Origin of the sequence: Kluyvera sp. STS39-E (genome assembly GCF_040932435.1) — a bacterium.
GTDB lineage: Bacteria > Pseudomonadota > Gammaproteobacteria > Enterobacterales > Enterobacteriaceae > Kluyvera.
In genome coordinates, this window is the sequence record NZ_JBFQGA010000019.1 from 9,564 (window position 1) to 26,329 (window position 16,766).

Sequence of the window (16,766 nt, forward strand, 5' to 3'; positions counted from 1 at the left end):
AACACTATGGATAAGAAATCTGCTCGTATCCGTCGTGCGACCCGCGCACGCCGCAAGCTCCAGGAGCTGGGTGCAACTCGCCTGGTGGTACATCGTACCCCGCGTCATATTTACGCACAGGTCATTGCACCAAACGGTTCCGAAGTTCTGGTAGCTGCTTCTACTGTAGAAAAAGCTATCACTGAACAACTGAAGTACACCGGTAACAAAGACGCTGCAGCAGCTGTGGGTAAAGCTGTCGCCGAACGCGCTCTGGAAAAAGGCATCAAAGTCGTGTCCTTTGACCGTTCCGGGTTCCAATATCATGGTCGCGTCCAGGCACTGGCAGATGCTGCCCGTGAAGCTGGCCTACAGTTCTAAGGTAGAGGTGTAAGATGTCTCACATCGAAAAACAAGCTGGCGAACTGCAGGAAAAGCTGATCGCGGTAAACCGCGTATCTAAAACCGTAAAAGGTGGTCGTATTTTCTCCTTCACAGCTCTGACTGTAGTTGGTGATGGTAACGGTCGCGTTGGTTTTGGTTACGGTAAAGCGCGTGAAGTTCCAGCAGCAATCCAGAAAGCGATGGAAAAAGCTCGTCGCAATATGATTAACGTCGCGCTGAATACCGGCACCCTGCAGCACCCAGTTAAGGGTACTCACACAGGTTCTCGTGTATTCATGCAGCCGGCTTCCGAAGGTACCGGTATCATCGCCGGTGGTGCAATGCGCGCCGTTCTGGAAGTCGCTGGGGTTCGTAACGTTCTGGCTAAAGCGTATGGTTCCACTAACCCGATTAACGTGGTTCGTGCAACTATCGATGGCCTGGAAAATATGAAATCTCCAGAAATGGTCGCTGCCAAGCGTGGTAAATCCGTTGAAGAAATTCTGGGGAAATAAACCATGGCAAAGACTATTAAAATTACTCAAACCCGCAGTGCAATCGGTCGTCTGCCGAAACACAAGGCAACGCTGCTTGGCCTGGGTCTGCGTCGTATTGGTCACACCGTAGAACGCGAGGATACTCCTGCTGTTCGTGGTATGGTCAACGCGATTTACTTCATGGTTAAAGTTGAGGAGTAAGAGATGCGTTTAAATACTCTGTCTCCGGCCGAAGGCTCTAAAAAGGCGGGTCGTCGCCTGGGTCGTGGTATCGGTTCTGGCCTCGGTAAAACCGGCGGTCGTGGTCACAAAGGTCAGAAGTCTCGTTCTGGCGGTGGCGTACGTCGTGGTTTCGAGGGTGGTCAGATGCCTCTGTACCGTCGTCTGCCGAAATTCGGCTTCACTTCTCGCAAAGCAGCGATTACAGCGGAAATCCGTCTGTCTGACCTGGCGAAAGTGGAAGGCGGTATTGTTGACCTGAGCACGCTGAAAGCAGCTAACATTATCGGTGTCCAGATCGAGTTCGCGAAAGTGATCCTGGCTGGCGAAGTTTCTACTCCGGTAACTGTTCGTGGCCTGCGCGTGTCGAAAGGCGCTCGTGCTGCTATCGAAGCTGCTGGCGGTAAAATCGAGGAATAAGTAGCAGATGGCTAAACAACCGGGATTAGATTTTCAAAGTGCCAAAGGTGGCTTAGGCGAGCTGAAACGCAGACTGCTGTTTGTAATCGGTGCGCTTATTGTGTTCCGTATTGGCTCTTTTATTCCGATCCCTGGTATTGATGCCGCTGTACTTGCCAAACTGCTTGAGCAACAGCGAGGCACCATCATTGAAATGTTTAACATGTTCTCTGGTGGTGCTCTCAGCCGTGCTTCGATCTTTGCTCTGGGGATCATGCCGTATATTTCGGCGTCGATCATTATCCAGCTGCTGACAGTGGTTCATCCAACGCTGGCAGAAATAAAGAAAGAAGGGGAGTCTGGTCGTCGTAAGATCAGCCAGTACACCCGTTACGGCACTCTGGTGCTGGCGATATTCCAGTCGATCGGTATTGCTACCGGTTTACCGAATATGCCTGGTATGCAGGGCCTGGTAATCAATCCAGGCTTTGCATTCTATTTCACCGCTGTTGTGAGTCTGGTTACAGGGACTATGTTCCTGATGTGGCTCGGCGAACAGATTACTGAGCGTGGTATCGGTAACGGTATCTCAATCATTATCTTCGCTGGTATCGTTGCGGGACTCCCGCCAGCCATTGCCCATACTATCGAGCAAGCGCGTCAAGGCGACCTGCACTTCCTCCTGTTGCTGTTGGTTGCAGTATTAGTGTTTGCAGTGACGTTCTTTGTTGTATTCGTTGAACGTGGTCAACGCCGCATTGTGGTAAACTACGCTAAACGTCAGCAAGGCCGTCGTGTATATGCTGCACAGAGCACACATTTACCGCTGAAAGTGAATATGGCCGGGGTTATCCCAGCAATCTTCGCTTCCAGTATTATTCTGTTCCCGGCGACCATCGCGTCATGGTTCGGGGGCGGTACCGGTTGGAACTGGCTGACAACAATTTCGCTGTATTTGCAGCCTGGGCAACCGCTTTATGTGTTACTCTATGCGTCTGCAATCATCTTCTTCTGTTTCTTCTACACGGCGTTGGTCTTCAACCCGCGTGAAACAGCAGATAACCTGAAGAAGTCCGGTGCATTTGTACCAGGAATTCGTCCGGGAGAGCAAACGGCGAAGTATATCGATAAAGTAATGACCCGCCTGACTTTGGTTGGTGCGCTTTACATTACCTTTATCTGCCTGATCCCGGAGTTCATGCGTGATGCAATGAAAGTGCCGTTCTACTTCGGTGGGACCTCGTTGCTTATCGTTGTTGTCGTGATTATGGACTTTATGGCTCAAGTGCAAACTCTGATGATGTCAAGTCAGTACGAGTCTGCATTGAAGAAGGCGAACCTCAAAGGCTATAGCCGCTAAAAGGTCGCTCGAGAAGTTACGGAGAGTAAAAATGAAAGTTCGTGCTTCCGTCAAGAAATTATGCCGTAACTGCAAAATCGTTAAGCGTGATGGTGTCATCCGTGTGATTTGCAGTGCCGAGCCAAAGCATAAACAGCGCCAAGGCTGATTTATTCGCATATTTTTCTTGCAAAGTCGGGTTGAGCTGGCTAGATTAGCCAGCCAATCTTTTGTATGTCTGTGCGTTACCATTTGAGTATCCTGAAAACGGGCTTTTCGGCATGGTACGTACATATTAAATAGTAGGAGTGCATAGTGGCCCGTATAGCAGGCATTAACATTCCTGATCAGAAACATGCTGTGATCGCGTTAACCTCGATCTACGGCGTCGGTAAGACCCGTTCTAAAGCCATTCTGGCTGCAGCGGGTATCGCTGAAAATGTTAAGATCAGTGAGCTGTCTGAAGGACAAATCGACACGCTGCGTGACGAAGTTGCCAAATTTGTCGTTGAAGGTGATCTGCGCCGTGAAGTTAGCATGAGCATCAAGCGTCTTATGGATCTTGGTTGCTATCGCGGTTTGCGTCATCGTCGTGGTCTCCCGGTTCGCGGCCAGCGTACCAAGACCAACGCACGTACCCGTAAGGGTCCGCGCAAACCGATCAAGAAATAATCGGGGTGATTGAATAATGGCAAAGGCACCAGTTCGTGCACGTAAACGTGTAAGAAAACAAGTCTCTGATGGCGTGGCTCATATCCATGCTTCTTTTAACAACACCATCGTAACTATTACCGATCGTCAGGGTAATGCGCTGGGTTGGGCAACAGCCGGTGGTTCCGGTTTCCGTGGTTCGCGCAAATCTACTCCGTTCGCAGCTCAGGTTGCAGCAGAGCGTTGTGCTGATTCCGTAAAAGAATACGGCATCAAGAATCTGGAAGTTATGGTTAAAGGTCCGGGTCCAGGCCGCGAATCTACTATTCGTGCTCTGAACGCCGCTGGTTTCCGCATCACTAATATTACTGATGTGACTCCGATCCCTCATAACGGTTGTCGTCCGCCGAAAAAACGTCGCGTATAACGCCTCGTTTCTAGGATTGTTGGAGAAAGAAAATGGCAAGATATTTGGGTCCTAAGCTCAAGCTGAGCCGTCGTGAGGGCACCGACTTATTCCTTAAGTCTGGCGTTCGCGCGATCGATACCAAGTGTAAAATTGAACAAGCTCCTGGCCAGCACGGTGCGCGTAAACCGCGTCTGTCTGACTATGGTGTGCAGTTGCGTGAAAAGCAAAAAGTTCGTCGTACTTACGGCGTGCTGGAGCGTCAGTTCCGTAACTATTATCAAGAAGCAGCACGTCTGAAAGGCAACACCGGTGAAAACCTGTTGACTCTGCTGGAAGGTCGTCTGGACAACGTAGTATACCGTATGGGCTTCGGCGCCACCCGTGCCGAGTCACGCCAGTTGGTTAGCCACAAAGCAATCATGGTAAACGGTCGTGTTGTTAACATCGCTTCTTATCAGGTTAAAGCGAATGACGTTGTTAGCATTCGTGAGAAAGCGAAAAAGCAATCTCGCGTTAAAGCCGCTCTGGAGCTGGCTGAACAGCGTGAAAAGCCAACCTGGCTGGAAGTTGATGCTGGCAAGATGGAAGGCACGTTCAAGCGTCAGCCTGAGCGTTCTGATCTGTCTGCGGACATTAACGAACACCTGATCGTCGAGCTTTACTCCAAGTAAAGCTTAGTACCAAAGAGAGGACACAATGCAGGGTTCTGTGACAGAGTTTCTAAAACCGCGCCTGGTAGATATCGAGCAAGTGAGTTCGACGCACGCCAAGGTGACCCTTGAGCCTTTAGAGCGTGGCTTTGGCCATACTCTGGGTAACGCACTGCGCCGTATTCTGCTCTCATCGATGCCGGGTTGCGCGGTGACCGAGGTTGAGATTGATGGTGTACTTCATGAGTACAGCACCAAAGAAGGCGTTCAGGAAGATATCCTTGAAATCCTGCTCAACCTGAAAGGGCTGGCGGTGAGAGTTCAGGGTAAAGATGAAGTTATTCTTACCTTGAATAAATCTGGCATTGGCCCTGTGACTGCAGCCGATATCACCCATGATGGGGATGTCGAAATCGTCAAGCCGCAGCACGTGATCTGCCACCTGACCGATGAGAACGCAGCTATTAGCATGCGCATCAAAGTTCAGCGCGGACGTGGTTATGTGCCGGCTTCTGCCCGAATTCATTCGGAAGAAGATGAGCGCCCGATCGGCCGTCTGTTGGTCGACGCCTGCTACAGCCCTGTAGAGCGTATTGCCTACAATGTTGAAGCAGCGCGTGTAGAACAGCGTACCGACCTGGACAAGCTGGTCATCGAAATGGAAACCAACGGCACAATCGATCCTGAAGAGGCGATTCGTCGTGCGGCAACCATTCTTGCTGAACAACTGGAAGCTTTCGTTGACTTACGTGATGTACGTCAGCCGGAAGTGAAAGAAGAGAAGCCAGAGTTCGATCCGATCTTGCTGCGCCCTGTTGACGATCTGGAATTGACTGTCCGCTCTGCTAACTGCCTCAAGGCAGAAGCTATCCACTATATCGGTGATCTGGTACAGCGTACCGAGGTTGAGTTGCTGAAAACGCCGAACCTGGGTAAAAAATCTCTTACTGAGATTAAAGACGTGCTGGCTTCCCGTGGACTGTCTCTGGGCATGCGCCTGGAAAACTGGCCACCAGCAAGCATTGCTGACGAGTAACCGGATCACAGGTTAAGGTTTTACTGAGAAGGATAAGGTCATGCGCCATCGTAAGAGTGGTCGTCAACTGAACCGCAACAGCAGCCATCGCCAGGCTATGTTCCGTAACATGGCTGGTTCGCTGGTTCGTCATGAGATCATCAAGACGACCCTGCCGAAAGCGAAAGAACTGCGTCGCGTAGTTGAGCCGCTGATTACTCTTGCCAAGACTGATAGCGTAGCTAATCGTCGTCTGGCATTCGCCCGTACTCGTGATAACGAGATCGTGGCAAAACTGTTTAACGAGCTGGGCCCGCGTTTCGCGAGCCGCGCCGGTGGTTACACTCGCATTCTGAAGTGTGGCTTCCGTGCAGGCGACAACGCGCCGATGGCATACATCGAGCTGGTTGATCGTGCTGAGCCGAAAGCAGAAGCAGCTGCAGAGTAATCTGTAGTAAAGTAAAAAAACCCGCCTCGGCGGGTTTTTTTATATCCCCTCTTCCGTCACCCTTCTAAAATACCTCTATCTCTTCCGTCTATATCTTGGAGTCGCGACATGTGGTTGCTTGACCAATGGGCCGAACGTCATATTACCGATGCGCAGCGTAAAGGTGAGTTAGATAACCTTCCAGGGCAAGGTGAACCACTCATTCTTGATGATGACTCCGGAATACCGGAAGAACTGCGTACAGGCTATCGATTACTGAAGAATGCAGGCTGCCTACCTCCTGAGCTTGAACAGAGAAAAGAGGCAATGGTGCTGAACGATCTGCTGGTAGAGATCCGCAAAGACGATGAACGCTATCCGGAGTTGAGTCGTCGGCTGTCGCTGATGGTGTTAAAACTCCAGCAAGCGGGATTGAGCACCGACTTTCTACATGGTGATTATGCGGTCAGACTGCAGCATAAAATTAACGAGGAGTAGCAATGTTTCGGATAGGTGAATTGGCAAAACTGGCGGGTGTCACCCCTGATACCGTACGCTATTATGAAAAACAGCAGATGATGAGCCATGATGTACGCACCGAAGGTGGCTTTCGGCTATACACTGCCGACGATCTTCAGCGTCTCAAGTTTATTCGTCATGCGCGGCAGCTGGGATTCACCCTTGAATCGATCCGTGAACTGCTATCGATCCGCGTCGATCCCGAGCATCATACCTGCCAAGAGTCTAAAGGTATCGTGCAGGCTCGCTTAAATGAAGTAGAGCTCCGCATTGCAGAGCTGCAATCCATGCAGAAGGCGCTTAGCCAATTGAACGATGCTTGCTGTGGTACCTCACATAGCAGCGAATTTTGCTCTATCCTCGGCATTCTCGAGCAAGGGGCCGGAGCGAGCGGAAAAGGATGTTGAGTCTTTCTACAATTAGATCTACACTCGCCGCGTATTAAATACCCAATGAGGAGAAGTTATGAGCCGTTATCAGCATACGAAGGGGCAGATAAACGATAATGCCCTTGAAGCGCTACTGCATGATCCGTTATTTCGTCAGCGTGTAGAGAAGAATAAGAAGGGTAAAGGGAGTTATCTGCGTAAGGATAAACATGGTAAACAATATGGTCGGGAGGCCAGTGGCAAACAAGCGGCGCGCTTATTTACCACTGGCCTTCTGCTTTCTGTGGCTTGATTAAGAACGGTTATTTTGTTCTTTCAACAGATCACGAATTTCTGACAGCAAAACTTCTTCTTTCGACGGCGCAGGATCTGCGGCCGCTGGTTCTTCTTTCTTGCGATTCAGCTTGTTGATCAGTTTGATTGCCATGAAGATGGCAAAGGCAACAATCACAAAATCAAAAATATTCTGGATAAAAATACCGTAGTGCATAACCACTGCGGGCACATCGCCCTGTGCATCACGTAATGTGATCGCGAACTGCTTGAAGTCAACGCCACCAATGATAAGCCCCAGCGGCGGCATAATGATATCCGCCACTAAAGACGATACGATCTTACCAAACGCCGCACCAATAATGACACCCACTGCCAAATCAACTACATTCCCGCGCATCGCGAATTCGCGAAACTCTTTAATAATGCTCATTTTGTTCTCCCTTGTGCTAGCTGACGGTTATAAGTTTAACAAATGTTTATCTATTTTCCATCGTCGATAATAAATATGCATTTATTAAATAACCCTTAAATAAGAGCGGGTTAATAAAAAGGCACTCAATGAGTGCCTTTGGTAAATTATAAGAAGAAGGGGCTTGGCTGGAAAAGACGCTCAACATCTGAAATATATTTTTTATCAGTGAGGAACATAATGACATGGTCACCTTGCTCAATGCGCAAATTGTCATTGGCGATCATGACGTCATTACCACGTACCACCGCACCGATGATGGTGCCCGGCGGTAGCTTGATCTCATCAATGACCCTGCCTACCACGCGTGATGTGCTTTCATCACCATGTGCCACAGCCTCAATTGCCTCAGCGACTCCGCGACGCAACGAGGAAACGCCGACGATATCTGCCTTACGAACGTGGCTAAGCAATGCCGAGATTGTTGCCTGCTGTGGTGAGATGGCAATATCAATAACGCTACCCTGGACCAGATCCACATACGCTTTACGCTGGATCAGCACCATGACTTTTTTGGCACCCATCCGTTTGGCGAGCATTGCCGACATGATGTTTGCTTCGTCATCGTTGGTGACAGCAATAAACAGATCAACTTGATCAATGTGCTCTTCGGCCAATAGTTCTTGATCCGATGCATCGCCAAAGAAGACGATCGTGTTTTGTAGCTTTTCTGCCAACTCAGCCGCACGTTGTTGATCGCGTTCGATCAACTTCACGCTGTAATCTTTTTCTAACCGGCGTGCCAAGCCTGCCCCAATATTACCACCACCTACCAGCATAATACGTTTGTAGGGTTTTTCTAGACGCTGTAGTTCGCTCATTACCGCACGAATATGCTGTGAAGCGGCAATAAAGAAGACCTCATCTCCCGCTTCAACAATGGTCGAGCCCTGCGGACGAATAGGTCTATCGTGGCGAAAAATTGCGGCGACGCGCGTATCGATGTGCGGCATGTGCTCGCGCATGGTTGACAGCGCGTTGCCTACAAGCGGGCCGCCATAATAGGCTTTCACAACCGCAAGGCTGACTTTACCTTCGGCAAAGTTCACCACCTGCAATGCGCCTGGATACTCGATTAAACGGTAGATATTGTCGATAACCAACTGTTCCGGGGCAATCAGATGGTCGATAGGCACCGCATCGCTGTGGAACAATTTCTCGGCATCACGTACGTAATCGGGTGAGCGAATTCGTGCAATACGGTTTGGCGTATTAAACAACGAGTAGGCGACCTGACAGGCAACCATGTTCGTCTCATCTGAACTGGTTACGGCGACCAGCATGTCGGCGTCATCGGCACCGGCCTCGCGCAAAACACGGGGGTGGGAAGCATGGCCTTGCACAACGCGCAGGTCAAACTTGTCCTGTAGGCTACGCAGGCGCTCGCCGTTGGTATCGACAATAGTAATGTCGTTATTTTCCCCAACGAGGTTTTCCGCCAGAGTACCGCCAACCTGTCCGGCACCCAGAATGATAATTTTCATCAGCTGTAACCCGTTATCTCATCATTTCTTGATTAGCTTAGCGTAGAAGAAACCATCACCTTCTTCTGCACCGGGTAAATTCTGGCGACCCGGTTGCTCTGAGGTGCCCGTTTCGCTTAATACCGCATCAGGTGTACGTGCTAGGAATGCAGCAATTTGCAGCTGGTTCTCTTCTGGCAAAATAGAGCAGGTTGCATAAACCAGCGTACCGCCCTGTTTGAGGTGCGTCCAAGTGGCGCTGAGGATCTCGGACTGCAACTGGGCAAGTTCGGCGATGTCTCGGTCGCGGCGGAGCCACTTAATATCCGGATGGCGACGAATTACACCGGTCGCAGAGCACGGAGCATCCAATAAAATACGATCGAACTGCTGTTCACCGCACCATTGTTGAGGGAAGCGGCCATCACCTTGTTTGACGGTTGCCTTCATGCCCAGACGTTTCAGATTATCGTAGACACGAGACAAACGTTTTTCATCAACATCGACGGCCAACACGTTCGCATCCGGCGCGACTTCAAGAATGTGTGTGGTTTTGCCGCCGGGAGCGCAGCACAAATCGAGAATATGTTCGCCGTTTTGCGGTTGCAGGTAGGTCATGCAGCCCTGTGCTGATGCGTCCTGAACGGTGACCCAACCTTGTTCAAACCCTGGAAGTGCAAGCACGGGCGCAGGGGTTTCCAGACGGACGGCATCGGGGTAGTCAGGATGCGCAAAGCCTGTTAGTCCGGCTTCAGCCAACAGTGCCAACCAACTGTCGCGTGTATGGTGGTTGCGGTTGACGCGTAACCACATTGGAGGACGCTGGTTATTGGCTTCAAGAATACTTTCCCACTGCTGCGGATACGCGCTTTTAATACGCTTCACCAGCCAAGATGGGTGCAGGAAGCGCAGTTCACTGTGTGCGAACTCGGTTAGCAGTTCTTCCTGACGGCGCTGGAACTGGCGCAGGACGCCATTAATCAGCCCCTTCAACTGAGGGCGCTTTATCACAACTGCCCCTTCAACCGTTTCAGCCAGCGCCGCGTGTGGTGGAATGCGGGTATGCAGTAATTGGTACAGGCCCACCATGACCAGGTAATGGACGGTACGCTGTTTTCCGGTCATCGGGCGTTCCATCAGCTGTTTAATTATCCATTCCAGCTGAGAGAGCGAGCGCAATACGCCAAAGCAGAGCTCCTGCAGCAGCGCCTTGTCTTTATCGCCAACCTTTTGCTGCATAGCCGGCAGGACGTTGCTTAACGATTGTCCCTTCTCGACGACCTGCTCAACGGCCTGAGCCGCCATACTGCGTAAATTCAGATGTTTTTTCATAACCGTAGAAATAAAAATGCCCGGAGACTCCGGGCTTTAAAAGAGATGAACCGTCAGATAAGACGATTTCCGGGGACAAACCATTCCCGGCGCGAATTCAGAAGATCCTGTGCGCCCATGGCTTTTTTACCGGCTGGCTGCAGCGAGATCAGATTCAGAATGCCGTTGCCGGTCGCGACTTGAATACCCTGACGGGTGGCTTCCAGAATCGTGCCTGGCTCGGCATCTGTTGGTTTATCAATAACCGTCGCCTGCCAGATTTTAACTGGCTGATCGTCAATCACGATGTAACTCATTGGCCATGGGTTAAAGGCACGAATGCAGCGCTCCAACTGAGCGGCGCTGAGGGTCCAGTCTACGCGAGCTTCTTCTTTGCTGAGCTTTTCTGCGTAGCTCACCAAGGATTCGTCTTGAACCTCCGGCTTGGCGTTACCGGTTGCCAGCAGATGCAACGTATGCAGCAGTCCCTGCGGGCCGAGCTGGGCCAGTTTGTCATACAGGCTGGCGCTGGTATCTTCAGCGGTGATCGGGCAGGAGAGCTTATGCAGCATATCTCCCGTATCCAGACCAACATCCATCTGCATAATAGTCACGCCAGTTTCGCTATCGCCGGCCCACAGTGAACGCTGGATTGGCGCGGCGCCACGCCAGCGGGGCAGCAGGGAACCATGGACGTTGATACAGCCAAGCCGAGGCATGGCCAACACCGCTTTTGGCAGGATTAAGCCATAAGCAACCACGACCATTACGTCGGCGTTGAGCGAGGAAACCAGCTGTTGGTTTTCTTCCGGACGTAGTGAGACCGGCTGAAAGACAGGAATTCCTTTCTCTTCAGCCAGGACTTTGACCGGGCTTGGCATCAGTTTCTTACCGCGGCCAGCAGGGCGGTCAGGTTGGGTAAACACGCCAACGACCTGGTGCTCAGACGACAGCAGCGCATCAAGATGACGCGCTGCAAAGTCAGGGGTACCCGCAAAAATAATACGTAGTGAATCTGACACGTTAATCCTTATCCTTAGGCACGCGCGTTCAGGCGATCCAATTTCTCAACTTTCTGACGAATACGTTGCTGTTTTAACGGAGAAAGATAGTCGATAAAAAGCTTACCGACTAAGTGATCCATTTCATGTTGGATGCAAATAGCCAGCAGATCGTCCGCTTCAAGTTCAAATGGCTTACCGTTACGATCAAGGGCGCGAATCTTCACGCGCTCAGCACGAGGAACCAGTGCCCGCTGTTCAGGAATAGACAGACAGCCTTCTTCAATGCCGGTATCGCCTTCTTTTTCCAGCAGCTCTGGGTTTATCAACACCAGCTGATGGTCACGATTTTCGGAGACATCGATAACGATAATTCGTTTATGAATATCGACCTGCGTTGCTGCCAAGCCAATACCTTCCTCTGCGTACATTGTCTCGAACATATCGTCGACAATACGCTGGATTTCTTCATTTACTTCTTTTACCGGCTCAGCGACTTTGCGAAGACGCTCGTCCGGGATATGTAACACTTGCAAAACTGCCATAAATATCCAGAGTTGTGTTCAGGAGTAGGAAAGATTATTACCTCTATTCTAGACAAAACCCCCCCTAATTGACAGCATCACTGACCAATCGCAAGGATTGCTGATGCCGCATATGGCAAGGGGAAAAGGATGTCACCTGAAGAGATCGCTTTCCGTCTGTTGAAGGTCAATAACTTATGTGGTGATGAAATGCAGCGCGTGTTGGGCGCCCTTTCAGAACAGACGGTCATCACCCGCGAAGCATTGTTGATGCTGGGGCTTAATGCTAAACAAGCCGAGCGTTTTTTTTCTTTTAGTTCCGCAGAGTTGGATGTCGCTCACCGTTGGCTGTCCATGCCTGACACGACGCTTTTGCTCGCTGACTCGCCACTTTACCCCGAGACGCTAAGAGCTATCCGTGATTATCCGGCGGTATTGTGTGTTCGTGGCAATGTACAGTTGCTTCGTTCTCCACAGCTTGCGGTCGTCGGCAGCCGTCACCACTCGCACTACGGTGAGCGCTGGGGGCGTTATTTTTGTGAGGCACTTGCACAGCAAGGAATAACGATCACCAGCGGGTTAGCACTGGGCATTGATGGCGTCGCCCATCGAGGCGCTCTTCAGGTTGGCGGTAAGACGATTGCGGTGCTGGGCAGCGGCCTGAATCATATTTATCCACACCGCCATCGACAGCTCGCTGAGGATATCGTGGCAAGCGGCGGGGCGTTAGTCTCCGAGTTTCCACTTGCCGCGACGCCTCTACCGTATAATTTTCCACGGCGTAATAGGATTATCAGTGGGCTAAGCTATGGCGTTTTGGTGATAGAAGCCGCCCTGCGAAGCGGATCCTTGGTGACGGCACGCAGCGCACTTGATCAAGGACGTGAAGTTTTCGCTATTCCTGGCCCTCTTGGACATCCAGGAATGGAGGGGCCGCATTGGTTAATCAAACAGGGCGCGGTGACGGTTACTGAACCTGAAGACATTCTGGCGCAATTCCCGGCTTTAAACAGACAGTTGCCCACGACGACGGGGATGACAAATTATTGTGCAGATAAGGAATCTGTAGCATTGCCATTTCCTGAGCTCCTGGCTAACGTAGGAGATGAGGCAACACCTGTTGACGTCGTCGCTGAACGTGCCGGCCAACCTGTGCCAGTTACCGTGGCTCAGCTACTCGAACTGGAGTTAGCAGGATGGATCGCAGCAGTACCCGGCGGCTATGTCCGATTAAGGAGGGCAGGCCATGTTCGACGTACTAATGTATTTGTTTGAGACCTACATCCATAACGAAACAGAAATGCGCGTGGATCAGGACCGACTGACTCGGGATCTTACCGATGCAGGGTTCGAGCGTGAAGATATCTTCAACGCGCTAATGTGGCTGGAAAAGCTCGCCGACTATCAGGAAGGCCTCGTAGAACCGATGCAACTTGCATCCGATCCTCTCTCCGTGCGCATTTTTACACAGGAAGAGAGCCAACGTCTGGATGCCAGCTGCCGAGGATTCCTGTTATTCCTGGAGCAGATTCAGGTGCTGAACCTCGAAACACGTGAAATGGTGATTGAACGCGTGATGGCTCTGGATACCGCAGAGTTTGAGCTGGAAGAGCTGAAGTGGGTCATTTTAATGGTGCTCTTCAATCTTCCCGGCAGTGAAAACGCGTATCAGCAAATGGAAGAATTACTCTTCGAGACAAATGAAGGTATGCTGCATTAATTACTTTAGTGGCATCAAGAGTTGTTATGGTCAAATCAGCACTGTTTTCGGTGCATAAAAACGAGCCCTGCCCGCAGTGCGGGGCTGAACTGGTCATACGGTCCGGCAAGCACGGGCCGTTTCTTGGCTGCTCCCATTATCCGGAATGCGATTATGTCCGTCCCCTGAGGAATCAGGCGGATGGACATATCGTTAAAGTTCTGGAGGGGCAGTTATGTCCTGAGTGTGGTGCTGAACTGGTGCTACGTCAGGGGCGCTTCGGCATGTTCATCGGATGCAGCCAGTATCCTGAATGTGGACATACCGAAGTTATCGATAAGCCTGATGAGACGGCAATTAGCTGTCCTGCCTGCCTGCAGGGGCAGTTGGTACAACGTCGCTCCCGTTTCGGCAAAAACTTTCATTCCTGCGATCGCTATCCGGAATGTCAATTCGTCACTAACTTCACGCCAGTAGCGGGAGAGTGCCCCGAGTGTCATTACCCGCTGCTTATTGAAAAGAAAACGGCCCAGGGCGTAAAACGTTTCTGTGCCAGTAAACAATGTGGAAAGCCGGTACCGGCGAAAGAAACCCGTGAATAAAAACCTGCCATCAGAGACCGTACAGCGTGCGGTTATCGCTCTGAATAATAAAAAAGTCATCGCCTATCCAACCGAAGCCGTATTTGGTGTCGGTTGCGATCCCGATAGTGAAGAAGCCGTTATGGATCTGCTGGCGCTGAAGCAGCGTCCTGTTGATAAGGGACTTATCCTTATTGCCGCCAGCTTCGAACAGCTTAAACCTTACATTGACGACAGCTTATTAAGCGAAGAACAGCGTGCGGCCGTCTTTTCCCGTTGGCCGGGGCCTGTGACGTTTGTCTTCCCGGCGAAGGTGACAACTCCTGCTTGGCTGACGGGGAGATTTAACTCGCTTGCCGTCAGGGTCACCGATCATCCGGTGGTGATTGAACTGTGCCAGGCTTACGGCAAGCCGTTGGTTTCAACCAGCGCCAATCTAAGCGGAGAACCACCGTGCCGGACAACGGCTGAAGTGCTTGCACAGTTTGGCAATGATTTCCCGGTAGTCGATGCGCAAACGGGCGGGCGCTTAAACCCGTCGGAAATTCTTGATGCCCTAACGGGTGAACGCTTTCGCCAGGGATAATGTATGGAAAGCTACGTCGTTTTCGGCAACCCGATTGCACACAGCAAATCGCCGTTTATTCATCAGCAATTTGCAAAACAGCTGCACATAGCGCATCCGTATGGGCGCATGCTGGCTCCGCTTGATGATTTTACCGCGACCTTGGATTCATTTTTCCAGCAGGGAGGTAAAGGCGCGAACGTTACGGTTCCTTTTAAAGAGGAAGCCTATGCCCGAGCCGATGAGTTGACAGAACGTGCGGCGCTGGCGGGAGCGGTGAATACGCTTAAGCGACTCGATGATGGGCGCATACTGGGTGATAACACTGATGGTATCGGTCTGTTGAGCGATCTTGAACGACTGAAGCTGATTAAACCAGGCTATCGTGTGCTACTCATTGGGGCGGGCGGCGCGGCGCGAGGTGTTCTTCTGCCTCTGCTTTCTCTGGACTGCAGCGTCGTCATTACGAACCGCACTCAAGAACGCGCGCAGACGTTGGCCGAACTGTTTTCTCATATGGGCAGCGTTAGTGCCGAGCCGATGTCAGCGCTTGGCGGCCATGAGTTTGATCTCATCATCAATGCAACGTCTAGCGGTATTGCCGGCGAAACACCGTTGATACCGGCGTCATTAGTGAATGCGCACGTATGCTGTTATGACATGTTTTATCAACAGGGTCATACCGCGTTTTTGACATGGTGCGCTGAGCATGGCGCCAAACATTATGCCGATGGGCTCGGGATGCTGGTGGGGCAAGCGGCACATGCTGTTTTATTGTGGCACGGCGTCTTGCCTGAAATTGAACCGGTGATTGAATCGCTTAAACGTGAGCTTGGAGTATGAATCAGGCTATCCAGTTTCCAGACAGGGAAGAGTGGCGTGCAGACATCAATGCCGTCTGTTTTCCGGTGCTGGTAAATGGTATGCAGTTGATGTGTGCAATCAATGCTGAAGTCATAGCTCGCCGTTTCGGCGGTGAAGAGCCTAAGCAATGGCTGGCGCTGTTTGATGAAAATCGCTGGGATCTGGAAGAAGAGGCCAGCGATCTTATTCGCGAGCAGCGCGAAGACAATCAGGGTTGGGTTTGGTTGTCCTGATCCAGATAGTCGTCTTTCCACTTCACGTAGTTGTTGGCCGAATAGCGAAGTCCTTCGAGTTCGGCCTCTTTCAACGGTCTGATTTGCTTAACCGGGCTGCCAAGATAAAGAAAACCACTCTCCAGACGCTTATGTTGTGGCACCAAGCTGCCGGCGCCAATCATTACGTCGTCTTCTATAATCGCACCGTCTAGTAATATAGAACCCATTCCCACGAGCACTCTGTTACCAATGGTGCAGCCGTGAAGCATAACCTTATGTCCGACGGTAACATCTTCCCCCACGATAAGAGGGTTCCCCTGCGGATTTTTAGCCGACCGGTGAGTGACGTGCAGAACGCTACCATCCTGAATATTACTGCGAGCGCCAATCTGGATATAGTTGACGTCACCTCGTGCGGCAACCAATGGCCAGATACTGACATCATCGGCCAGACGGACATCACCGATGATGGCGCTGGTGGGATCGATCATGACGCGATCGCCTAATACGGGGAATAAATCTTTATAGCGACGGAGAACGGCTGACATATTTACCTCTTAAAAACAGTATCACAGTGGGGTTCATCCTCATTATCAGTCCTAATTGTGGGTTTCTCATCTCAAAAATTAAGCAAATCGCACACTTACAATGCAAAAAGAGTGAAAAAACGACACTTGGAAAAAAAAGTGAGAAAAGGGGGTTGTGCTAAAAACAAAGTTCCCTATAATGCGCACCCACTGAGACGGCAAACGTGAATCACTTCACACTAACTAGCCGGTTCAGTTGAAGAGAAAAACCTGAAAATGAGGGTTGACTCTGAAAGAGGAAAGCGTAATATACGCCACCTCGCAACAGTGAGCGAAAGCCGTGTTGCACTGCTCTTTAACAATTTATCAGACAATCTGTGTGGGCACTCGAAGA

25 protein-coding genes and 1 pseudogene are annotated in these 16,766 nt (G+C 51.0%); 20 read left to right on the plus strand and 6 right to left on the minus strand.

Annotated elements, in window-relative coordinates:
• The first annotated feature begins 6 nt into the window (after window positions 1-6).
• From rplR to AB4K05_RS24505, 14 genes and pseudogenes are all read left to right on the plus strand, one after another.
• Window positions 7-360 (plus strand): 50S ribosomal protein L18, encoded by a 354-nt coding sequence (rplR, locus tag AB4K05_RS24440; RefSeq protein WP_052284889.1) that lies wholly within the window; start codon window positions 7-9, stop codon window positions 358-360.
• 14 nt (window positions 361-374) lie between these two features.
• On the plus strand, window positions 375-878 hold the full coding sequence (gene rpsE, locus AB4K05_RS24445) for a 30S ribosomal protein S5 (protein ID WP_052284890.1): 504 nt from the start codon (window positions 375-377) through the stop codon (window positions 876-878).
• A 3-nt stretch (window positions 879-881) separates the two neighbouring features.
• Window positions 882-1,061, plus strand: a complete 180-nt coding sequence (rpmD, locus tag AB4K05_RS24450) for a 50S ribosomal protein L30 (protein WP_062779430.1) — start codon at window positions 882-884, stop codon at window positions 1,059-1,061.
• A 3-nt stretch (window positions 1,062-1,064) separates the two neighbouring features.
• The gene (rplO, locus tag AB4K05_RS24455; RefSeq protein WP_052284891.1) at window positions 1,065-1,499 is read left to right on the plus strand and encodes a 50S ribosomal protein L15; all 435 of its coding nucleotides are present in this window, start codon (window positions 1,065-1,067) and stop codon (window positions 1,497-1,499) included.
• Window positions 1,500-1,506: 7 nt separating this feature from the next.
• Window positions 1,507-2,838, plus strand: a complete 1,332-nt coding sequence (gene secY, locus AB4K05_RS24460; protein ID WP_035894987.1) for a preprotein translocase subunit SecY — start codon at window positions 1,507-1,509, stop codon at window positions 2,836-2,838.
• 31 nt (window positions 2,839-2,869) lie between these two features.
• Window positions 2,870-2,986, plus strand: a complete 117-nt coding sequence (gene rpmJ / locus AB4K05_RS24465; protein WP_000868187.1) for a 50S ribosomal protein L36 — start codon at window positions 2,870-2,872, stop codon at window positions 2,984-2,986.
• A gap of 146 nt (window positions 2,987-3,132) precedes the next feature.
• Window positions 3,133-3,489, plus strand: coding sequence for a 30S ribosomal protein S13 (gene rpsM, locus AB4K05_RS24470; RefSeq protein ID WP_052284892.1), 357 nt, complete (start codon window positions 3,133-3,135; stop codon window positions 3,487-3,489).
• Window positions 3,490-3,505: 16 nt separating this feature from the next.
• Complete coding sequence (gene rpsK / locus AB4K05_RS24475) at window positions 3,506-3,895, plus strand: 30S ribosomal protein S11 (RefSeq protein WP_062779424.1); 390 nt, start codon at window positions 3,506-3,508, stop codon at window positions 3,893-3,895.
• Between the two features lie 32 nt (window positions 3,896-3,927).
• On the plus strand, window positions 3,928-4,548 hold the full coding sequence (gene rpsD / locus AB4K05_RS24480) for a 30S ribosomal protein S4 (protein WP_052284893.1): 621 nt from the start codon (window positions 3,928-3,930) through the stop codon (window positions 4,546-4,548).
• Between the two features lie 25 nt (window positions 4,549-4,573).
• The gene (rpoA, locus tag AB4K05_RS24485) at window positions 4,574-5,563 is read left to right on the plus strand and encodes a DNA-directed RNA polymerase subunit alpha (RefSeq protein ID WP_002919219.1); all 990 of its coding nucleotides are present in this window, start codon (window positions 4,574-4,576) and stop codon (window positions 5,561-5,563) included.
• Between the two features lie 40 nt (window positions 5,564-5,603).
• Window positions 5,604-5,990, plus strand: a complete 387-nt coding sequence (gene rplQ / locus AB4K05_RS24490; RefSeq protein ID WP_002919206.1) for a 50S ribosomal protein L17 — start codon at window positions 5,604-5,606, stop codon at window positions 5,988-5,990.
• A gap of 108 nt (window positions 5,991-6,098) precedes the next feature.
• Window positions 6,099-6,467, plus strand: a complete 369-nt coding sequence (locus AB4K05_RS24495) for a DUF1992 domain-containing protein (protein WP_368482252.1) — start codon at window positions 6,099-6,101, stop codon at window positions 6,465-6,467.
• 2 nt (window positions 6,468-6,469) lie between these two features.
• Window positions 6,470-6,895: a Zn(2+)-responsive transcriptional regulator gene (gene zntR, locus AB4K05_RS24500; protein ID WP_368482253.1), complete on the plus strand. Its 426-nt coding sequence runs from the start codon at window positions 6,470-6,472 to the stop codon at window positions 6,893-6,895.
• A 58-nt stretch (window positions 6,896-6,953) separates the two neighbouring features.
• A pseudogene (locus AB4K05_RS24505) lies at window positions 6,954-7,288 on the plus strand (alternative ribosome-rescue factor A).
• On the opposite strand, the gene mscL reads toward AB4K05_RS24505, so the two are convergent.
• The 5 genes from mscL to def form a co-directional block, all read right to left on the minus strand.
• Window positions 7,170-7,583, minus strand: coding sequence for a large-conductance mechanosensitive channel protein MscL (gene mscL, locus AB4K05_RS24510; protein ID WP_368482254.1), 414 nt, complete (start codon window positions 7,581-7,583; stop codon window positions 7,170-7,172). The pseudogene AB4K05_RS24505 and the gene mscL overlap by 119 nt on opposite strands.
• Before the next feature lie 146 nt (window positions 7,584-7,729).
• Complete coding sequence (trkA, locus tag AB4K05_RS24515; RefSeq protein WP_368482255.1) at window positions 7,730-9,106, minus strand: Trk system potassium transporter TrkA; 1,377 nt, start codon at window positions 9,104-9,106, stop codon at window positions 7,730-7,732.
• 21 nt (window positions 9,107-9,127) lie between these two features.
• Window positions 9,128-10,417 (minus strand): 16S rRNA (cytosine(967)-C(5))-methyltransferase RsmB, encoded by a 1,290-nt coding sequence (rsmB, locus tag AB4K05_RS24520; RefSeq protein ID WP_368482256.1) that lies wholly within the window; start codon window positions 10,415-10,417, stop codon window positions 9,128-9,130.
• A gap of 53 nt (window positions 10,418-10,470) precedes the next feature.
• Window positions 10,471-11,418 (minus strand): methionyl-tRNA formyltransferase, encoded by a 948-nt coding sequence (fmt, locus tag AB4K05_RS24525; protein WP_368482257.1) that lies wholly within the window; start codon window positions 11,416-11,418, stop codon window positions 10,471-10,473.
• Window positions 11,419-11,432: 14 nt separating this feature from the next.
• On the minus strand, window positions 11,433-11,942 hold the full coding sequence (def, locus tag AB4K05_RS24530; RefSeq protein ID WP_368482258.1) for a peptide deformylase: 510 nt from the start codon (window positions 11,940-11,942) through the stop codon (window positions 11,433-11,435).
• A gap of 129 nt (window positions 11,943-12,071) precedes the next feature.
• Here def and dprA point away from each other — a divergent pair, with 129 nt between their 5' ends.
• From dprA to AB4K05_RS24560, 6 genes are read left to right on the plus strand one after another with little or no spacing between them, the layout of a single operon-like run.
• Entirely contained in the window at window positions 12,072-13,196 is a 1,125-nt protein-coding gene (dprA, locus tag AB4K05_RS24535) for a DNA-protecting protein DprA (RefSeq protein ID WP_368482259.1), read from the plus strand.
• A complete protein-coding gene (gene smg / locus AB4K05_RS24540; protein WP_368482260.1) occupies window positions 13,168-13,641 on the plus strand; it encodes a DUF494 family protein Smg in 474 nt (157 codons plus the stop codon). The genes dprA and smg overlap by 29 nt, the downstream gene beginning before the upstream one ends.
• Window positions 13,642-13,667: 26 nt before the next feature.
• The gene (locus tag AB4K05_RS24545; protein WP_368482261.1) at window positions 13,668-14,222 is read left to right on the plus strand and encodes a topoisomerase DNA-binding C4 zinc finger domain-containing protein; all 555 of its coding nucleotides are present in this window, start codon (window positions 13,668-13,670) and stop codon (window positions 14,220-14,222) included.
• Complete coding sequence (gene tsaC / locus AB4K05_RS24550; RefSeq protein ID WP_368482262.1) at window positions 14,215-14,787, plus strand: L-threonylcarbamoyladenylate synthase type 1 TsaC; 573 nt, start codon at window positions 14,215-14,217, stop codon at window positions 14,785-14,787. The genes AB4K05_RS24545 and tsaC overlap by 8 nt, the downstream gene beginning before the upstream one ends.
• Window positions 14,788-14,790: 3 nt before the next feature.
• A complete protein-coding gene (aroE, locus tag AB4K05_RS24555; protein ID WP_368482263.1) occupies window positions 14,791-15,609 on the plus strand; it encodes a shikimate dehydrogenase in 819 nt (272 codons plus the stop codon).
• Window positions 15,606-15,863 (plus strand): DUF1488 domain-containing protein, encoded by a 258-nt coding sequence (locus tag AB4K05_RS24560; RefSeq protein WP_368482264.1) that lies wholly within the window; start codon window positions 15,606-15,608, stop codon window positions 15,861-15,863. Before aroE ends, AB4K05_RS24560 begins: the two co-directional genes overlap by 4 nt.
• Here AB4K05_RS24560 and AB4K05_RS24565 read toward each other — a convergent pair.
• Entirely contained in the window at window positions 15,839-16,393 is a 555-nt protein-coding gene (locus AB4K05_RS24565) for a gamma carbonic anhydrase family protein (RefSeq protein ID WP_368482265.1), read from the minus strand. The genes AB4K05_RS24560 and AB4K05_RS24565 overlap by 25 nt on opposite strands.
• Between the last annotated feature and the right edge of the window lie 373 nt (window positions 16,394-16,766).